Source organism: Crocosphaera chwakensis CCY0110 (genome assembly GCF_000169335.1).
In the GTDB taxonomy this organism is placed as follows: domain Bacteria; phylum Cyanobacteriota; class Cyanobacteriia; order Cyanobacteriales; family Microcystaceae; genus Crocosphaera; species Crocosphaera chwakensis.
In genome coordinates this window covers 1-17220 of sequence record NZ_AAXW01000057.1, presented here as the reverse complement: position 1 = coordinate 17220, position 17220 = coordinate 1, and the positions used below count along the sequence as shown (strand labels likewise).

The 17220-nt window shown below is 36.8% G+C and carries 16 protein-coding genes and 1 pseudogene; 7 read left to right on the top strand and 10 right to left on the bottom strand.

The window, feature by feature from the left end; all coding sequences use genetic code 11:
• Window positions 1-1299 carry a replicative DNA helicase gene (dnaB, locus tag CY0110_RS22515; protein ID WP_008277884.1) on the top strand — a complete coding sequence of 433 codons (1299 nt, stop codon included), beginning with the start codon at window positions 1-3 and terminating at the stop codon, window positions 1297-1299.
• A gap of 224 nt (window positions 1300-1523) precedes the next feature.
• Here dnaB and CY0110_RS22510 read toward each other — a convergent pair whose 3' ends face one another.
• The 7 genes from CY0110_RS22510 to pgl all read right to left on the bottom strand — a co-directional run bounded on the left by CY0110_RS22510 (window position 1524) and on the right by pgl (window position 8161).
• Window positions 1524-1745, bottom strand: a complete 222-nt coding sequence (locus CY0110_RS22510) for an oxidoreductase zinc-binding protein (protein WP_008277883.1) — start codon at window positions 1743-1745, stop codon at window positions 1524-1526.
• A gap of 89 nt (window positions 1746-1834) precedes the next feature.
• Window positions 1835-2509 (bottom strand): PAP/fibrillin family protein, encoded by a 675-nt coding sequence (locus CY0110_RS22505; protein WP_008277881.1) that lies wholly within the window; start codon window positions 2507-2509, stop codon window positions 1835-1837.
• Window positions 2510-2787: 278 nt separating this feature from the next.
• Window positions 2788-4257 carry a DnaJ domain-containing protein gene (locus CY0110_RS22500; protein ID WP_008277880.1) on the bottom strand — a complete coding sequence of 490 codons (1470 nt, stop codon included), beginning with the start codon at window positions 4255-4257 and terminating at the stop codon, window positions 2788-2790.
• Window positions 4258-4425: 168 nt separating this feature from the next.
• Entirely contained in the window at window positions 4426-4818 is a 393-nt protein-coding gene (locus tag CY0110_RS22495) for a hypothetical protein (RefSeq protein ID WP_008277879.1), read from the bottom strand.
• 208 nt (window positions 4819-5026) lie between these two features.
• Window positions 5027-6466 carry a TldD/PmbA family protein gene (locus CY0110_RS22490; protein ID WP_008277878.1) on the bottom strand — a complete coding sequence of 480 codons (1440 nt, stop codon included), beginning with the start codon at window positions 6464-6466 and terminating at the stop codon, window positions 5027-5029.
• A 34-nt stretch (window positions 6467-6500) separates the two neighbouring features.
• Window positions 6501-7259: an FHA domain-containing protein gene (locus CY0110_RS22485; RefSeq protein WP_008277877.1), complete on the bottom strand. Its 759-nt coding sequence runs from the start codon at window positions 7257-7259 to the stop codon at window positions 6501-6503.
• Between the two features lie 176 nt (window positions 7260-7435).
• The gene (gene pgl, locus CY0110_RS22480; protein WP_008277876.1) at window positions 7436-8161 is read right to left on the bottom strand and encodes a 6-phosphogluconolactonase; all 726 of its coding nucleotides are present in this window, start codon (window positions 8159-8161) and stop codon (window positions 7436-7438) included.
• 265 nt (window positions 8162-8426) lie between these two features.
• On the opposite strand from pgl, the gene hpsJ-B reads away from it, so the two are divergent.
• The gene (gene hpsJ-B, locus CY0110_RS22475) at window positions 8427-9251 is read left to right on the top strand and encodes a hormogonium polysaccharide biosynthesis protein HpsJ (protein ID WP_008277875.1); all 825 of its coding nucleotides are present in this window, start codon (window positions 8427-8429) and stop codon (window positions 9249-9251) included.
• Between the two features lie 160 nt (window positions 9252-9411).
• Here hpsJ-B and ltrA read toward each other — a convergent pair whose 3' ends face one another.
• Both ltrA and fabI read right to left on the bottom strand, forming a co-directional pair.
• A complete protein-coding gene (gene ltrA, locus CY0110_RS22470) occupies window positions 9412-11193 on the bottom strand; it encodes a group II intron reverse transcriptase/maturase (RefSeq protein WP_050780039.1) in 1782 nt (593 codons plus the stop codon).
• 752 nt (window positions 11194-11945) lie between these two features.
• On the bottom strand, window positions 11946-12725 hold the full coding sequence (gene fabI / locus CY0110_RS22465) for an enoyl-ACP reductase FabI (protein WP_008277873.1): 780 nt from the start codon (window positions 12723-12725) through the stop codon (window positions 11946-11948).
• A gap of 230 nt (window positions 12726-12955) precedes the next feature.
• Between fabI and ntcA the strand changes: the two genes are divergently transcribed.
• From ntcA to CY0110_RS31670, 5 genes and pseudogenes are all read left to right on the top strand, one after another.
• Window positions 12956-13633, top strand: a complete 678-nt coding sequence (ntcA, locus tag CY0110_RS22460; protein WP_008277872.1) for a global nitrogen regulator NtcA — start codon at window positions 12956-12958, stop codon at window positions 13631-13633.
• 24 nt (window positions 13634-13657) lie between these two features.
• A complete protein-coding gene (locus CY0110_RS22455; RefSeq protein ID WP_008277871.1) occupies window positions 13658-15118 on the top strand; it encodes a DUF3084 domain-containing protein in 1461 nt (486 codons plus the stop codon).
• Window positions 15115-15534, top strand: coding sequence for a Holliday junction resolvase RuvX (ruvX, locus tag CY0110_RS22450; RefSeq protein WP_008277870.1), 420 nt, complete (start codon window positions 15115-15117; stop codon window positions 15532-15534). The genes CY0110_RS22455 and ruvX overlap by 4 nt, the downstream gene beginning before the upstream one ends.
• Window positions 15535-15544: 10 nt before the next feature.
• Complete coding sequence (locus tag CY0110_RS22445) at window positions 15545-16393, top strand: sulfotransferase family protein (RefSeq protein ID WP_008277869.1); 849 nt, start codon at window positions 15545-15547, stop codon at window positions 16391-16393.
• Between the two features lie 103 nt (window positions 16394-16496).
• A pseudogene (locus CY0110_RS31670) lies at window positions 16497-16917 on the top strand (DNA cytosine methyltransferase); the annotation flags it as partial.
• A gap of 13 nt (window positions 16918-16930) precedes the next feature.
• Here CY0110_RS31670 and CY0110_RS22435 read toward each other — a convergent pair.
• Window positions 16931-17220 (bottom strand): translation initiation factor (locus CY0110_RS22435; RefSeq protein WP_008277867.1); only part of this gene is annotated, 290 nt, incomplete at its 5' end.

Below are 17220 nucleotides of genomic sequence, written 5' to 3'. Positions count from 1 at the left end.
ATGATTAATAACATTCCCCCTCAGAATATTGAAGCAGAAGAAAGTATTTTAGGAGGTATTCTCTTAGACCCTAATGCTATAAGCAGAGTAGCAGATATGTTACCTCCTGAAGCTTTTTATGTGATGGCACATCAACAAATCTATCAAGCAGCTTTAGACCTTTACCATAAAGACCAACCCTGTGATTTTATGACGGTCAAGACTTGGTTAAAAGACCATAAACTTTTCACCAAAGTAGGAGGAGAGAATAAGTTAACCCAGTTACTTGATAGGACAGTTTCTGCGGTTAATATAGACCGTTATGCTGTTTTGGTGGTTGATAAGTATCAGCGTCGTTTATTGATTAATACAGCCCGTGAGATTGAAGAATTAGGGTATGATACAGTAACGGAATTACCTTCTATTTTAGAACAGTCAGAAGAGAAGTTATTTAAAGTTACAGTAGATGAAAAAGACCCTTTTCAACCTCAACCGATTCATGACTGTCTGAGGGATGTTTTCAATGAATTAGAAGAAGAGAAAAGTCCTGGTTATTCTACTGGTTTAGCTGACTTAGATAAGTTAACAGGAGGATTGACAAGAAAAGACTTAATTATTATTGCTGGTAGGGCATCAATGGGTAAAACTTGGTTCTCTATTTATTTAGCTAATCATGTTGCTCTTACTTACAAAGTTCCTGTTGTGTTCTTCTCAGCAGAGATGTCTAAAACTCAGTTAACTAAACGCTTTTTAGCCATACACTCAGGAATAGACTCGTCAAGATTGATGCGGAATGAAATTTATCAAGATGAGTATGATAATTTAGTTAAAGGATTAGGAATACTGACCGAGTTACCGATTATTATTGATGATACTCCTGCTAATACCTTAACCCCTTCAAGAATGCGCTCTGTGTTACGCAGAATTAAAGCAGAAAGGGGAACTATTGGCTTAGTTGTTATGGATTATATTCAAAAGCTAGGAGACAGAGCAGCAGGAAATAGAGCGCAAGCGGTGGGTAAGTTTTCAGGGGCATTTAAGGACATGGCAAAAGAGTTTGATTCTCCGTTTATTGCCTTAGCACAGATTAATCGAGGAGTAGAAGGACAGGCTAATAAACGTCCGTTTATGAGTGATATTAAAGACTCTGGGGATATAGAACAGGATATGGATCTTGGACTCCTGTTGTACCGTGACGAGTATTATAATTCTGACACTCAAGATAAAGGTGTTATGGAGATTAATGTAGCGAAGAATCGTAATGGACAAACTGGTGTGTGCCAAGTTCAGTTTGAACCCACTGCTGGCCAGTTCCTTTGAAACGACAATAGGGATACACGCTGTTTATACTACTAATACCGTGTATTCCTCTTCAGTTCTACGTTGTGGACGTTGTAATCGACATAATCTAGATTATGTTCAATTAGCTCTATATGTTTTTTAGTTGGCTGTAGCTTGTAATTGTACGTTAGATTAAGCATATCGACAGAGATGCTTGATGTTGATATGCTAATCATATTCTATATCTTACAAAATGGCGACCGCTATTGTAAAATCCGCTTACATCCCTTCACGGGACGTGAGGGTCTTATCGCTTCAAAGATAATAAATTTCAACATTCCGCGACGAATTTTCCAATCAACCGGATTAACACTACTAGCAAAAACTTTAATTAGTAATTGTTTAGCAGTAGGAGAAGGTTTCGTTACTTCTGTATATTCTAGAACATCAGGAGAACTATATCGATTAAAAATAACACCTTTCATGACAATTACAAAAAAAGAAATAACTCAATATAATAACGAAGAAAACAGCTATATTTTAGCTTATATTGTTTATCTTTAAGGCAAAATCATTATTGATATTTAGACATTGATAATGCTATCAATTGTGAAATAGGCAATTGTTTCTCTACCTTAGATAAAATATAAACTCCCCCATCTCCTCCTCGTCCAATTCGTAAGGTTTCATCTAAATAAGTAATATCAAAAACTGGTACTCTTCCTTTAGGATTACGTGCTGGTACAATTTTAAAAGGATTTAATTGTGGTGTGGTTAATCCACCAATATTTTCTATGGCTAAATAGCGTTTTTTAAAGTCAATATTTAATCGTTTATCAGGGAGTGGAGAATAGTTTTCTTTAGCTGCTTCAAACGTAGCGGTTACTAAAACATAGCCTGATACTAAACCTAAACGATGTTTAACAAAGGCTTGATTAAAAAAAGATTTGTTTTTAAGATCAATCACTTGATAAACTGCCCCAACTTTTAAGCCGTATTTTAATTTAGTCAATGAACGAATTTCCCTAGAGGTTGAATATTGCAACTGCCAAACCCCATCTAAAAGATTAACTGCATAACATAAAGGTAATAAATTAGGATTTTGAGCTTCTACTTTTTGAGTTAAATAATCAATTTCTTGAACCACGGAATCGTTGAATTGAACATCCGTAATAGGAGAACCCAGTTTAATGTCTATGGGGGTTTTCAGTTGTTCAATTTTGCTTAGTAGTTCTTCTTTTAATTTCATTCTGTCGTCCAAAGCTTTATCTTAGTCTTACTAATTCATCTCTTTATTTTATACTTATATCCTACACTTTCGACAAAATTAGTTAGTTGGGAAAGGTAATAGGAAACTCTGGAACGAGGAACAGTATGTATTTTGACTGTAACTTCTTGAGAATTTATATTTTGTTATGTGTTTTTGTACTAATGTAAAACCTCAGTTAAAAGTAGTCTTTATAGAAGGATACTAAATTTCATTATACCAATAAGCGCAGAAAATTTAATAACTCAATAACATAAATACTATTTTAAGTAAAAAACTCGAATAGTATTATCGTCACTACCTATTACTAAAGTTTTACCATTAGAACTAATATCGCCACATAAAATACCTTTAGAATGATTATTTACACTGTCAATTTGTTCTAAAGTTTCAATATTCCATATTTTGACTGGTTCATGATAACTGATGCTGATTAATTCCTTTCCATTATCTCTGAATAGTAGTTGAGAAATTGTCTCTAAATGTCCCGTTAATTGTCCAATTTCTTCCCCTGTTTGCCAATTCCATAAGCGAATTACTCTATCTAATCCCCCTATAACTAATAACTGATTATCAGGACTAAAAGCTAAAGATGTTATTCCTGAATTAATTTTGATAGAACGAATTATCTTTCCTGTATCAATACATCTAATTCTCACAAACTTTTCTAATCCTCCTGATACGAAAAAGTCTCCATTAGGACTCATAGAAATCGTTAAAATTTCGTTGCCATATCCAGTTAATGTATAGGGATCTTCTTTAGAAATTAGTGACCAAATTTTAGTAGTTTTATCAGCACTTCCACTAATTAAATGTTTACTATCAGAACTAATATCTAAACTCAATACCGCTTTATTATGTCCATTTTTTTCTCTTCCTAAAATTGTCCCTTGATAGCTTTTCAAGTCCCAAATAATAATCGTTTTGTCTTCACTTCCGCTAATCAAGTATTGATTATTCGGCGTAAATTTTAAACAACGTACTAATGATTTATGTTGAGATAGTAATGTAATTTGATATCCTTTTGATAAATTCCATAACTTAATAGTTTTAGATTGAGCAACACTCGCTAATATTTGAGAATTAGAACTAATAGCGACTAAATTAACGGGTTGAGAATGTCCTTTTATTTCTTGTGATAATTTCCATTTTCTAGGAGAATAATCAACGTTAGCTTTGTGTGATTGGTTCCTTGAACCAGAGTTACTTTCTTGTTTTGAATCTGGTTTATTATTTTCACAATCAACTTTAGATGAAGATTCTTGATAAATTTCTTTTAGTTTAATTTCATCAACTTTCTTAAAGTCAGCATTTGCTCTATTTTCATACCCTAATTTAGAAAAAATAAATCCTCGATATTGATAAGCTTTAATATAATTTTTATCTAAATAAATTGCTTTAGAAAATTCAGCAATTGCATCTTGATACTGTTCTGTTTCCGCATAAATTGTTCCTTGCTGATAATGAAACTCAGGATTCGTTTTTTTGACATGAATGTTTGAAGCTTTAGAGAGAGATTTATCGTTTTTGAGATAATCTTTAATGACTTCATAAGCTTCAACAATAACTTTAAATTTTATTTCTGCTTGTTGTTGCTGTTGTGGATTATCATGAAAATTATCAGGGTGCCATAGTTTTGCTAATTGTCGATAAACTTGTTTAACTTCCCTAAGATCAGCATCAGCAGAAACCCCTAAGACTTGATAATATTGTCTTATATCATTCGTCATTATATTTATAGATAAATAAAGAGACACTTTTCTAGGGTTCCCATAATAACAACAGAAACTCACAATATTTCTTAAGTAATATTTTGAATAGAAGCAAAGCAATAAAAAATAAGTATCTTATAAAACCATAAGATACTTATTTTGATAGAAATTAATTTTTTCGTTTAATTACATAGATAATTGTCTAGCAGACTGACTATCTGCTAAAGTTTCTTGAGGTTGATTGGACTTAAGAAAAACGTACAAATTGGGAACCATGTAGCCTTTCCGTTCAAAGCGAACCATCATCGCTTCTTTTACCCCGTATTCCTGATTAATTTCGCTTAAAGCTTGATATAAAACCTGTCCTGTAGGATCGCCTTCCACGTCCGGATCGGGATGAAAAAACTTACCATAATTGGGTTCTACAATAGCTACATTAGCTTGACGATCCACTTTAATAAAGTAATCTTGATCCTCAATATGAGATTGAGCAAGACTTGTTAAATTTAAACCAAGAACCGTTAACGTGGTAATAGCAAAAGTTAGTGCAATAATCGGAGCAATAATTTTTTTTAACATGAGAATTGTAGTGAGTGCGTTAAAACATTACGGATGATCTAGCATTACGCATTGTGCTGAGAACGTTGATGAGATTCCTCGTTCTTCGGAATGACAAATAAAAATATTAAAAATGTCAAACACGAATTTCTGCACTGCTTTAGTTATCCGTCAGTGTTATTTCTTATCTTAACGTAATAAAACTTAATATTAAAGAAATATGAAATAATTAACCGACTCCGCCAAACACTTCGATATTATCAAAAGCGCAAACAGGAGACGCATGGCCAACGCGGATCGCTTGATTAGGTTCGCCTTTTCCACAGCTAGGGGTACCATATATCCCCAAAGTAGAGCGATCGCCTAGTTGTGATAAACTTCGCCAAAATTGGTTAGTAATGCCCCGATAATTAGGATTTTTCAGAGTTTTGGTGAGCTTGCCATTTTCGATGAGTTTGGCATATTCACAACCAAATTGAAACTTATTGCGATAATCATCAATAGACCAGGATCGGTTAGACTCCATGTAAACTCCTGATTCGATGTTGCTGATCATCTCATCAAAAGAAGTGTTTCCCGGTTCAAGGTTAATATTAGCCATGCGGTCAATAGGGGGACGATTCCACGAAGACGCCCGTAAGTTAGACACTCCTGGCACGTTTGACCTAATTTGACTTTCTTTACTCCCTAATCCTCGTAATAATATCCCTTCTTTGATTAAATATTCACGAGTGGCTAAATTTCCCCCATCATCAAAGCGATAACTAGCAAATTGTCCCGATACCGACGGATCAAAGGTAACATTCATCAGAGGGGAACCATAGACTAACTGGCCAAAATCTTCTAATTTCACAAAGCTTGATCCAGCGTAGTTGCGTTCGTCCCCTAAAATGCGATCAAGTTCCAAGGGATGACCTATGCTTTCATGAATTTGTAGCATCATTTGGTCTGGGGCTAAAACTAAAGTCGTAGTAGTAGTAGGACAGTCTGGGGCCGATAATAATTCTAATGCTTGTTCTGCGATCTTTTTCGCCCGCCCTAAAACTTCTGTCTCGTCAAGGCATTCCATCCCCCCTTGATAGGAGCGGGCCGTAAGTCCGTTATCAGTGCGTTTTTGAATAATATTGCCATCTTGTGCCGTTGCGGTGTAATCTGTGGTGATCAAGAGAAACTTTTGATAAGCATCAGACCCATTACTACTAACCAGTTGAATTTCTGTTTCTACCAGACGAGCGATCGCAGAAGTGCTAACAATTTTATCGTTAACTTTGAGGGTTTCATTAACTTTCAGGAGGAGATCATTAATATCTTTAGGACTGAGAATATCTAGGGGTTTGAGATAAGGAGAATAATAGGTTCCTACCGCTTTAGGGCGTTGTTCTACGGTAAAGGGGTAGATTCCCCATTCAGCAGCCGTTACTGCTTGTTGATAGGCAATTTCTGCGGCCAGCTTAATATTACCTAAGGTTAAATGATTAGTGGCACAATAACCCATTTGTCCCTTCGCCAAGACTTCTACCATCACCCCTTTGCTGTGGCTACGTCCGTTGCTTTGGGGTTTACCATCTCTAACGTAGCGTAGCGTAGAAGTTTCAGTTACTTGGCGTAACCCGATCCAATCGGCAGGAATCTCGATTTGTTTTAACCAGGTTTCTAGGACTTGGGTCATTGATAGCTAAAAATACCTTTTATTTTTTACTATTCTACGATAACTGAAAAACAAAGGTAACTAAATCCCCTTTACCCAGAGAAATGCGATCGCCTGGTCGTAGTCGGTGACGGTTTCCTGGAGGTAAGACGTTGTAATTAATATAAGTACCATTGGAACTGCCTACGTCTTCGATATAAAAGATCCCGGCTTCGTTGCGAATATCAGCATGAATACGAGAAACCACGTCAGAATCAGGTAATCCTGAAACATCGAGATCCGGCGGAATTTGGTCATTGGGTTTCCCGACATGGATAATATCTAGTCCTTGGGGAAGTTCGAGTTTAGTATCAGTTTGAACATGGAGTAAACTAGCGGTTTGGGTTTGTAGCTGAGTTCGTGCGTTGGCTGCTGGTTTGGGCGTTGGTGGAGGTGGAGGTGAGGATGATTCAGGAATATTGCTACTTGTTGGTGGGGGCGGAGGCGAGGATGATTCAGGAATATTGCTGCTTGTTGGTGGAGGTGGAGGTGAGGATGATTCAGGAATATTGCTGCTTGTTGGTGGGGGTGGAGGCGAGGATGATTCAGGAATATTGCTGCTTGTTGGTGGGGGTGGAGGTGAGGATGATTCTTCTGTTGTCGTTGAACCTTTAAAGGGATGGGCAGCCCCACATTCCCCACAAAACGTGGCATTACTGAGTAAAGGCTGACCACAGTTACCACAATTAACCAATTGAGGAAGAGGGGTAAAACAAGCTTCGCACTGAATTGCCCCATCGGGGTTTTGATGTTCACAATTTGGACAAGTAATCATAATCAACTGTCTTAAGAAATATCAATAACTTTTTAAGGCAAGAGGCAACAGGGAAGTTAAAGCCCTGTTTGTCATTGTTTATACAGTCTCCCTGCTCCCTCTGCTCCCTGCTCTCTCTGCTCCCTCTGCTCCCTCTGCTCCCCCTGACTCCTTTAACAAGTAACCTTGATTTTTCTCTAGGTATTTAACTCTCCCCCGGCTGCTTCATCTAACAACCAGATAAGTTCACCCTGAGGTTGAACCGCCTTAGCTGGATAAAGGGTTGGATCACCATCAGGGGAAAAAATCTGAGCTAATGCAGGGCGTTTATTTTCTCCTGCCACTAAGAAGATGACACAACGGGCATGATTGATCAACGGATAGGTAAAAGTTAAACGAGGTGTTCCGTCCTTGTTTCCTACAGTTACTAAGCGATCGCTGACGGTTAAAGCTTCTGTTTGGGGAAATAAAGAGGCAGTGTGACCATCATCTCCCATTCCCAATAAGATAATATCAAATGTTGGAAATTCTCCTGGTTTAACCTCGAAAAATTCTCGTAATTCTTGGTCATGGGTTTGAGCATCTAGAGAAGGATCGTTACCACTCGTAGGCATAACATGAATGTTAGAGGGAGGAAAATCAACTTGCTCTAACCAAGCTTGACGAGCCATAAGTTGGTTACTGTCAGCATGATCAGCAGCCACATAACGCTCATCACCCCAAAAAATATGAATTTTTTCTAAAGGTAAAGACTGTTTAGCCAGAGCTTCGTACAGAGGTTTGGGGGTACTACCACCAGCTAAAGCTAGGGTAAACTTATCTTGATCTTGTTGTTGTAAGGTAGTATGAATTTTGTCGACGATTAAATCTAGTGCGTGAGCGATGAGAGTGGGTTTATCGGATAATACTTGTATGTGTGTCATTCCTTAATCTATTCTCGCCTTTAGAAACTTTTTAGCAACGTTTAGACTATCATTGTAGTGACTAGAAGTCTGTACCTTGCGAATTTACCCTAAATCTTTTAAGCTCGTAGCCAGGTTTAACAGTTATGTTCCTGGTTAATGGGCGATTTAGCCGAATCCATTATAAAAACTCCCGCACCTAATAATTGAATCTCTTAACAAACAGGGGATTGTTCCTGTTGGTTGTTATCTTTAACGAAATGCTATCCACAAACTGATAAAAACAATGAATTATTCAGCCTTTACATCTTTAGTTCTCAAACTGATTGGGGTCATTTTTATCCTCTCTTCTCTGTTGGATTATATAACCCTTGCAGTTCCTCTCAACTTCGAGAATCAATCATGGCAAATTGGCCTAGTGACCAGTATTGTGGACCGAGGGGTGGTGCCTTTGGTGGGTATTGGTTTTATTTTAGTAGGTTATCTGATTGATGGTTTGGTTGACCCTAACCCCTTAAAAAAGTCAGGATTTAATCTTAAATTACCCGTTTATATCTTATCTGCTCTTTTGGGATTACTATTTTTATTGATGGTTCCTTTACACCTAAATAACCTCAATAGTGCTAAAACTGATGCCTTAGAACGGATTCAACAAGGTGCTGGTCAAGGTGCTGAACAAATTCAACAGTTTCTAACTCAGGTTGATACCTTGTCTAGAAATCCTAATCAACTCAATCAGCAGATTCAACGACTCAACCAAGCGATCGAAGCAGGTCAAGTTCAAGGACAACAGTTGAATGTTCAACAGTTAGAAACCTTACGTCAGCAACGTCAACAGTTACAAGGATTACGAGATTTATCACAAAATCCTGAAGAATACAAAAAAAGAACCGAAGAGTTGAAAAATCAATTAGAAACTCAACTCCTAGAACGTCGTAAACAAGCTGAGAGTCAAGCCACAACCCAAGCCTTAAAACAAAGTCTTCGTATTGGGTTAAGTAGTTTGATGTTAGCTATTGTTTATAGTGTTATTGGTTGGATTGGTTTAAAATCTGAAATTAGTAGCCCCAAAGGACCTAAAGCTCCTGCTCGTCCCAAGGCAAAACGCTAAATTACCCGAAAAAGCAATGGATAATTGATCATTATCCATTGTTTGTTTATTTAATTAAACTAAGCCACCTCGTCACCGAGGCGACTTGTCTTCAAAACCGTGCGTGAAAGTTTCCCTTCACACGGCTTCTCTCTAATCAAGCACTTGTTATGTGTACCATTTAGACCAAGCTGGGAAGGTCATCTTTCCAAATCCATTTATTATTTTCAAATTGAGTTTGGATAGTTTTATGAACCTTTTCCCATTCCTTGTGGATTTTATAACGCCTGATTAATTTCAGGTCATCTTTGGTCTTTATATCATGGCAGTGTTTATGCAAAACCTGTCGATTGTCTTTATATTTGTCACCGCCAGCTTTGATAGGGGTGATATGGTCGATTTCGATCATGTCTCCAGGTTTAAAAGGAAGTTTGCAATGTTTACAGATGCCTTTTTGCTTTTTAAGCAGTCTAGCAAGAGAGGATTTGATTAACGGGTTTTTTCCCATGCGAGAAGCCCAATAAATCGAATTTCCGTCGTAGATGCTTGCTGTACCTTTCACTTTTGTATGTCGGACAATAGGAGTTTCAGAATGTAGATTTAGGATATGTTCCTTATTTGTTCCAAATCTCCAGTTATTTAATCCAACAGTGTGCCAATATTTATTCTTAACCCATTTCTTGGATTTTTTTGAGTGTCTTCTTTTTGCCCATCTAAGTAGTTTCAGAGTGAGCAGATGGTCTAATTTTGAGAATGTTTCTTTACTGCAACAAGTTTTGTAGTAGTTAGTCCAGCCTCTAATAACTATTGATAATTTAGTTACTAAGGCTTGCTGTGGAACAGCTTTGTGATTATTGACTATACTTCTAAGTTTGTCATAGTGCGATTTAACTTTCTCATTACTAGGCTTGATGATGGTTTTAAAACCAAGGATTCGTTTATGTGGGTCTTTACCCGATTGGTGTTTACCTACACGATGTTGTCTGATGTTAAAACCGAGGAAGTCAAATCCGTCATCCAGAGTGTGGATGATATTGGTTTTTTCTTCGTTAAGTTCAAGTCCTAGTCCTGCTAGCCAATTTATCAGAATGTTTTGGCAATCTTTTACTATGGTGTGGTTTTTGTGCAGGATTACAAAATCGTCAGCATATCTTATTAGGGAGATGGATTTTAAATTTTCCTTCTTACAACCTTTCCAGGTAGCTGCATATTCTTTTATCCTGTTTTCCATACCATGTAGAGCTATATTAGCTAGAAGTGGGGAGCAAATTCCGCCCTGCGGAGTTCCTTCATTTGGAAAAATTGTTTTTCCATTGTCCAGAATTCCAGCTTTGAGCCAAGCTCTTAGTTGCCTTCTGATTTTTGGAAAGGTGTTAACTTTCTCCAGAAGTTTCTCGTGATTTATGCGGTCAAAACATTTGCTAATGTCGGCATCAAGAACATACTTTGATTTGTATCTAATTCCATTAAAAATTGCCTCTATTGCATCATGACAGCTTCTGCCAGGTCGGAATCCGTAAGAATTTTCTTCAAAACGGGCTTCCCATTCGGGTTCGATGGCTAGTTTCACTAAGGCTTGAGTAGCTCTGTCTTGTATGACAGGGATACCTAGTGGTCTTAGTTTTCCATTAGCTTTAGGTATCCATACTCTGCGAACAGGTTTGGATTTGTTTTCTAAAGTTATTTTGGAAACTAATGTTAGCCTTTGTTTTGGTGTTAGGGATTTGACACCATCTATACCAGCTGTTTTACGACCGTTATTATCCTGGGTAACTTTTCTGACCGCTAATAATTTGGCGTGAAAAGAATTGACAAGCGTTTTCTGTAATTTGCGTACTTTTTTGACATCACCATTGATACTGGCTTGATAGATTTGCTTTTGTAACTTGAATGTAGATTTTTCGACTTTTCGCCAATTTATCTCATTCCATTCCACTGTATTCTTGGAATCAGTTTTAGACATATTCATTACTACTCGTTCACTATCTTCTTGATTACAGTCAGTACGTGGGCGTATCTCAATCATTACAATTGAGCATTAGCTTTTTACTGAATCTTATACCCTGAAAAACCTCTAAGTTTTCTAGAGAGTTTAAATCTTGGTTGACTACTTACAAGTGTTCGACCTTATTTGTAAGAGTTTTACAGGGGTTTCCTCGTTCCGAATAATCGTTGGTTTGAAACTTTAGGGTGTGATTTTCCACCGAGACAAACTGGTATTGTGATTTGAAACAGCTATTCAAATCAAGTATTTTGTCTATTGCCTTTTGGCTATAGCCTAATCAGTCTATTTTGGCTATTTAGAAGTGACGATGGTTTAATCTTTTTTCATTACACCGAGGTTATATTTTGGTATTGAAAAATAGGGGAATGAGCCTATTTCCTATTAACCTACGACCTTTTGGTCACAGCCTATCAGTCTATTTGGCTGTTTAATTATAACGATGCTTAAGAAAACTTCGCTTTGCTACCCATAGTATTCTTGCTAGCGGTGGAACTAGATTAGACTTCCAGTTAGAACCGCTTTCTCTCCCGCTTTATGGATTGATGACCAGTCGCTACCATAGGGAGAGTGCTTTTACCCCCAATACCTGGGGAGTGAGACTTGAAAAAAAGAATTTTTTCGCACTCACACGATTATTCAGTTGTCTAGGTGCTTTTTGTTTTACCTAGCTAGTCGTCCCCGTACCATATAGTACGTTTAGACTAAACGAGTCACACCATCCCCATAATTTCGTAGCCCGCATCTACATAAATCACCTGTCCAGTAATACCACTAGCTAAGTCGCTACAGAGAAAAGCAGCCGTATTACCGACTTCTAATTGCGTCACCGTTCGCTTTAAGGGAGCAATCTCTTCAACATGACGAATCATATCTAAAATTCCCCCTACGGCAGAAGAAGCTAAGGTACGAATAGGACCGGCTGAAATAGCATTAACCCGAATATTATCAGAACCCAGTTCAGAGGCTAAATAACGCACACTCATTTCTAAACCTGCTTTAGCGATACCCATTAAGTTGTAATTAGGAATGACTTTCACTCCGCCAACATAGGTTAAGGTGACAATACTGCCCCCCTCACTCATTAAAGGTTTAGCATATTTAGCCAGATTTCCTAGAGAAAAGGTGCTAATTTCAAGGGACTGACTAAACGCTTCGCGAGAAATATCACTAAAATCCCCTCCTAACCCTTCTTTATCAGCAAAGGCTAAACAGTGGATCACAATATCTAATTTTCCCCAAGTATCTTCAATAGCTTTAAACGTTGCTTTTACCTGATCCTCATTTTGAACATTACAAGGAAGAATCAGCGATGGGTTAATCGGTTCAACCACATCACGGACTTTTTTTTCAAAACGTCCTTTTTCATCAGGTAAATAGGTAACAGCTAAATTAGCCCCTGCTTTATGAAGTTGTTGAGCAATTCCCCAAGCAATGGAGCGATTATTAGCAATTCCTGTAACTAGCGCGTTCTTTCCGGTTAAATCTAACATAATTATTTTGACAAATGGGCAAAGTTTCTGCTGAATCAACCCCCATTGTTTCATAATGGTGGCTATAATCAGGGACAGAAGCAAGGATAAATTATCCCAATAAAATTATTGTGAAGCAAAATGTAGCAAAAACCTTTGAAGATACGTTAAAGTGTTGTTTTTATCTGGGACTGAAAATTATCTTTCCTATTTTGAGTCTCCTTATTTTTCCGGTGTTGTATTAAAGTGTAATGGAATTGTCTGTACCACAAGATAAACCTTTAGCTGCTGTGTTCCGCCGTATCGGTGGCGGTGCCTATCCCCCTGTTGTTGAAGCGTTTGATCGGGGGAAAACTATCTTTTTTCCTGGTGATCCTGCAGAAAGGGTCTATTTTTTACTCAAAGGCGCAGTCAAACTGTCGCGGGTTTACGAAGCAGGAGAAGAAATTACTGTAGCCTTGTTAAGAGAAAATAGTGTGTTTGGTGTGTTGTCTTTGATTACGGGGCAACGTTCCGATCGCTTTTACCATGCAGTAGCTTTTACCCCTGTCGAATTATTATCATCTCCCATTGAACAAGTCGAACAAGCTCTCAAAAATAACCCCGATTTGTCCATTCTAATGCTTCAAGGGCTGTCCTCGCGGATTTTACAAACAGAAATGATGATCGAAACCCTCGCTCACCGCGATATGGGTTCCCGTTTGGTCAGTTTTCTGTTAATTTTATGTCGGGACTTTGGCGTACCCACCCCTGAAGGCATTCGCATTGATTTAAAATTGTCCCATCAGGCCATCGCTGAGGCCATTGGTTCAACTCGTGTGACGGTGACTCGTCTTTTGGGAGATTTACGTCAAGAAGAAATGATTTCCATTCATAAAAAGAAAATTACAGTTCATAATCCTGTTGCCCTGTCTCAACAATTTGCCTAACCTTATTGTTAACCTAAAAAGCGAATGACCAGTGCTTATATCCTAATTGCATCAATCCTCATTTTAGGAGGTTTAGTCGCAGCATTGGGCGATCGCTTGGGGAGTAGAGTAGGAAAAAAAAGACTTACCATTTGCGGACTACGCCCCAAACAAACTGCCGTTGTGGTGACAGTTTTAACAGGAACCTTAATTGCAGCCTCAACCTTTGGGATTTTACTAGCTTTTAGTAAATCCCTCCGAGAAGGGCTTTTTCAATTGGATGAAATTCAAAAACAATTACGTATTGCTAAGGCTGACTTAGAACGGTTAGGCATTGATAAAGAGGATATTGAAAAAGAATTACAAAAAGCAAAAGAAGAACAAAAAACTGTTGAAAAAAAATTACAATCCACTAACGAAAATTTTAATCAAGCTAAACAACAATTAAAAGCCGTTTCTAATCAAGCCGTTCAATTAAAAGCAGATATACAAAGTTTACTCAATGAAAGAAAACAACTGCGACAAAATAAAATTGAATTAGATCAAGAAATTCAACAACTTAAACAAGAAGTTAGTCAACGAGATGAAGAATTAAAAAAAGGAAAAGCTCAAATTGCTCAACAAACTCAGATTTTAAATGAACGACAACAACGGCTTCAAAGTTTAGAAGAGCAACAAAGCACCCTACAAGCAGAAATTGACAGAAGAGATGAGGAAATTACTCAACTTGATCAAGCCATTAATGATAAAGATATGGCTCTTAAAGAAAGAGAATTTCAATTACAAGAGCTAGAAAAAGAATCTAATTATTTACAAAGACAAGTCGCTCTTTTAGAGCAGTATTACCAAACTTATCAAGAGTTACGAGAAAGAAAAATAGCGATTGTTAGAGGTCAAGTTTTATCCATTGGAGCGGTGCGTCTAGTGGTTCCTAAAGCTGGAACTCAAGTGGTAGACGAACTTTTGCGACAGGCTAATCGAACAGCGATAGAATTAGTGGGAAAAGAAAATATTAAATCGGATGAAAGAGTGGTTAAAATTACTCAAGGACAGGTTCAACAATTGGTCGAACAGTTACAAGACGAACAAGAATATGTAGTGAGAATTATTGCAGCTGGTAATTATGTTCAAGGAGAACAAGAAGTGAGGGTATTTGCTGATATTGCTTTAAATCAAAAGATTTTTAGTGAAGGAGAAACTATTGCTATTATTTCGATGGATTCTTTAGAATTAACGGATGAGATTATACAAGAAAGATTAGATTTATTACTCTCGGCTACCCAATTTCGTGCGCGTCGTTCAGGAATTTTAGGCGGAATTCAAGTAGGAGATGGAAGACTTAAAACTGTGGTAGATTTTATAGAAGAAATTAAAGAATATGAAGAAGGATTGGATGAATTGAGAGCAGTTGCTATGGAGGATACTAAAACCATTGGACCTCTTAAATTAAAGTTATTAGGTATTAAAAATGGAGAAATTATTATTGAAAGTAAAGAGGCATCATGAATCAAAAAAGTTCATCAATACTATTAGGATTCGATCCAGGAAGAGATAAATGCGGTGTAGCGATCGCTGATAAATTAGGTAACATTTATTACCATGAGGTCATCGAATCTTCTCAAGCTATTTCAACTCTTAATCATCTCATCGAACAGTTTTCTATTAAGTTTTTGGTAATGGGAAATCAAACCACATCTAAACAGTGGAAAAAACAGCTAGAAAATGAGTTATTGGTGTCTGTTCCTATTTTCTTTATAGACGAACGAAATAGTACCCTAGAAGCACGTGATCGCTATTGGGAAATGTATCCCCCTCAAGGGTTAATGCGTTTGGTTCCTAAAGGAATGCGAAACCCTCCTCGTCCCATTGATGATATTGTTGCTATTTTACTGATAGAAAGGTATTTTAATAGTATTAAATGAGGATAATATAATGACCCTACCACAAGTTATTAATCAATTTATCAAAAATCCTTCCCATTTACCTAAAAATATCATCTGGCGTTTTCCTAAAAAAATATCCACTCAAAAACATATTTTTGTCTTAGGTGCGCCGAGAAGTGGCACAACTTTAGCTAAATTAATTTTAACCTCTCATCCTTATTTAGTGGGACCTGGTTACGAAACAGCATTTTTCACTTATCGAGATATTTTTAGTTTTAGATTTAAAGGAATTAAACCCAAAAAAATGGAGGAGTTACGGCAAAATTGTCGTGATATTGTGGAATTTTTTGATGTTTTTACTAATCATGTTTTAATGGATCATCCAGAAGCTAAATATTATGTAGAAAAAACTCCTCAGCACGTTTTACAATTAGCATTTTTAACCAAATATTTTCCTAATTCAAAATTTATCCACATGGTTCGAGACGGAAGAGATGGTTATTGTTCTGCAAAATATCATAAAAATGTTGTTCAGGGAAGTGATATTAAACGTTATGCAAACTATTGGCGAAAATGTCTTAATACTCGATTAAAATTAGGGGATAAAGATAACATTTTAGATGTTAAATATGAAGCTTTAGTATCCGATCCAGAAACTACCATTAAAGGGATGATGTCTTTTATTGGAGAAACTTATCATCCTCAACAATTGGAACCGAGCAAATACTCAAATAATGCAATAACTAAGATTAAAACCCCTGTTTTTGCTAAGCTTTCTGCTAATATTAATGACTCCAGTATTAAACGTTATCAAAAAGAATTATTAAAGCAAGAAATTGAAGTATTTAATCATATTGCTGGTAAACAATTACGTCATTTTGGTTATGATCTTGAATAATTTTAACGTCAGTTTAGGTTAAAGAATGATCAAATATTAATATAATCTTCTACATATTTTTAAGCCTCTAAAAAATTTATCATTTTTAAAAAGATTATCCTAGGACGAACCCTGTTTAACTATTACTTGTAGTCATGCACAAACCCAAACAGAAAGATGTCATCCTGACCAAACTAGACCCCTAACTATACCGCTACGCGAAAGGCAAAAGGCAAAAGTCAAAAGGCAAAAGTACGCCAAAAAAGAGTTTCAGGGCTTGTCAATGTCCTAACCAAAATGCGTAGTGCTATATTAGAGAATATGCTAGAATTTAAACCTTTCCTGATACTTGGGAATTTATGGGATCAATAACTTCTCGATACCAGCAAATTGGTAACGCAGTTCCTGTTAATATGGCTTATCATGTAGGAAAATGTCTCATCACAATGCTAACGGAAAAAGTTGATAAAAATAGCATGATGTACAGCAGAAAAATTCATAAAAATCAAGTAAAACAGTTATCTATTCCTGGACTAAATTATTAAACTTCTATCTTTGTTAACCGCCACTAATCTTTACTTTGTAACCCAAATCTCCTAAAATTGCCAGTAACTTTTCACGATGATCACCTTGAATTTCTAAGGTATCCTCTTTAACTGTTCCTCCACTTCCGCATTTATTTTTTAGCTGTTTTAATAACTTGTTTAAGGTATCTGGAGAATGTTGAAACCCAGTTATCACTGTCACTGTTTTCCCTTTGCGTCCTGAACGAGTGGCCTGTATTCTAATATTTTGTTGTTGTGGTGGAAGATCGGGTATTCCCCGTTCTAAAGCTTCTGAGTTAGAAT

Coding starts and splice junctions, on each gene's coding strand:
- dnaB (WP_008277884.1), top strand. CDS start 1: ATGATTAATAACATTCCCCCTCAGAATATTGAAGCAGAAGAAAGTATT.
- CY0110_RS22510 (WP_008277883.1), bottom strand. CDS start 1,745: ATGAAAGGTGTTATTTTTAATCGATATAGTTCTCCTGATGTTCTAGAA.
- CY0110_RS22505 (WP_008277881.1), bottom strand. CDS start 2,509: ATGAAATTAAAAGAAGAACTACTAAGCAAAATTGAACAACTGAAAACC.
- CY0110_RS22500 (WP_008277880.1), bottom strand. CDS start 4,257: ATGACGAATGATATAAGACAATATTATCAAGTCTTAGGGGTTTCTGCT.
- CY0110_RS22495 (WP_008277879.1), bottom strand. CDS start 4,818: ATGTTAAAAAAAATTATTGCTCCGATTATTGCACTAACTTTTGCTATT.
- CY0110_RS22490 (WP_008277878.1), bottom strand. CDS start 6,466: ATGACCCAAGTCCTAGAAACCTGGTTAAAACAAATCGAGATTCCTGCC.
- CY0110_RS22485 (WP_008277877.1), bottom strand. CDS start 7,259: ATGATTACTTGTCCAAATTGTGAACATCAAAACCCCGATGGGGCAATT.
- pgl (WP_008277876.1), bottom strand. CDS start 8,161: ATGACACACATACAAGTATTATCCGATAAACCCACTCTCATCGCTCAC.
- hpsJ-B (WP_008277875.1), top strand. CDS start 8,427: ATGAATTATTCAGCCTTTACATCTTTAGTTCTCAAACTGATTGGGGTC.
- ltrA (WP_050780039.1), bottom strand. CDS start 11,193: ATGTCTAAAACTGATTCCAAGAATACAGTGGAATGGAATGAGATAAAT.
- fabI (WP_008277873.1), bottom strand. CDS start 12,725: ATGTTAGATTTAACCGGAAAGAACGCGCTAGTTACAGGAATTGCTAAT.
- ntcA (WP_008277872.1), top strand. CDS start 12,956: ATGGAATTGTCTGTACCACAAGATAAACCTTTAGCTGCTGTGTTCCGC.
- CY0110_RS22455 (WP_008277871.1), top strand. CDS start 13,658: ATGACCAGTGCTTATATCCTAATTGCATCAATCCTCATTTTAGGAGGT.
- ruvX (WP_008277870.1), top strand. CDS start 15,115: ATGAATCAAAAAAGTTCATCAATACTATTAGGATTCGATCCAGGAAGA.
- CY0110_RS22445 (WP_008277869.1), top strand. CDS start 15,545: ATGACCCTACCACAAGTTATTAATCAATTTATCAAAAATCCTTCCCAT.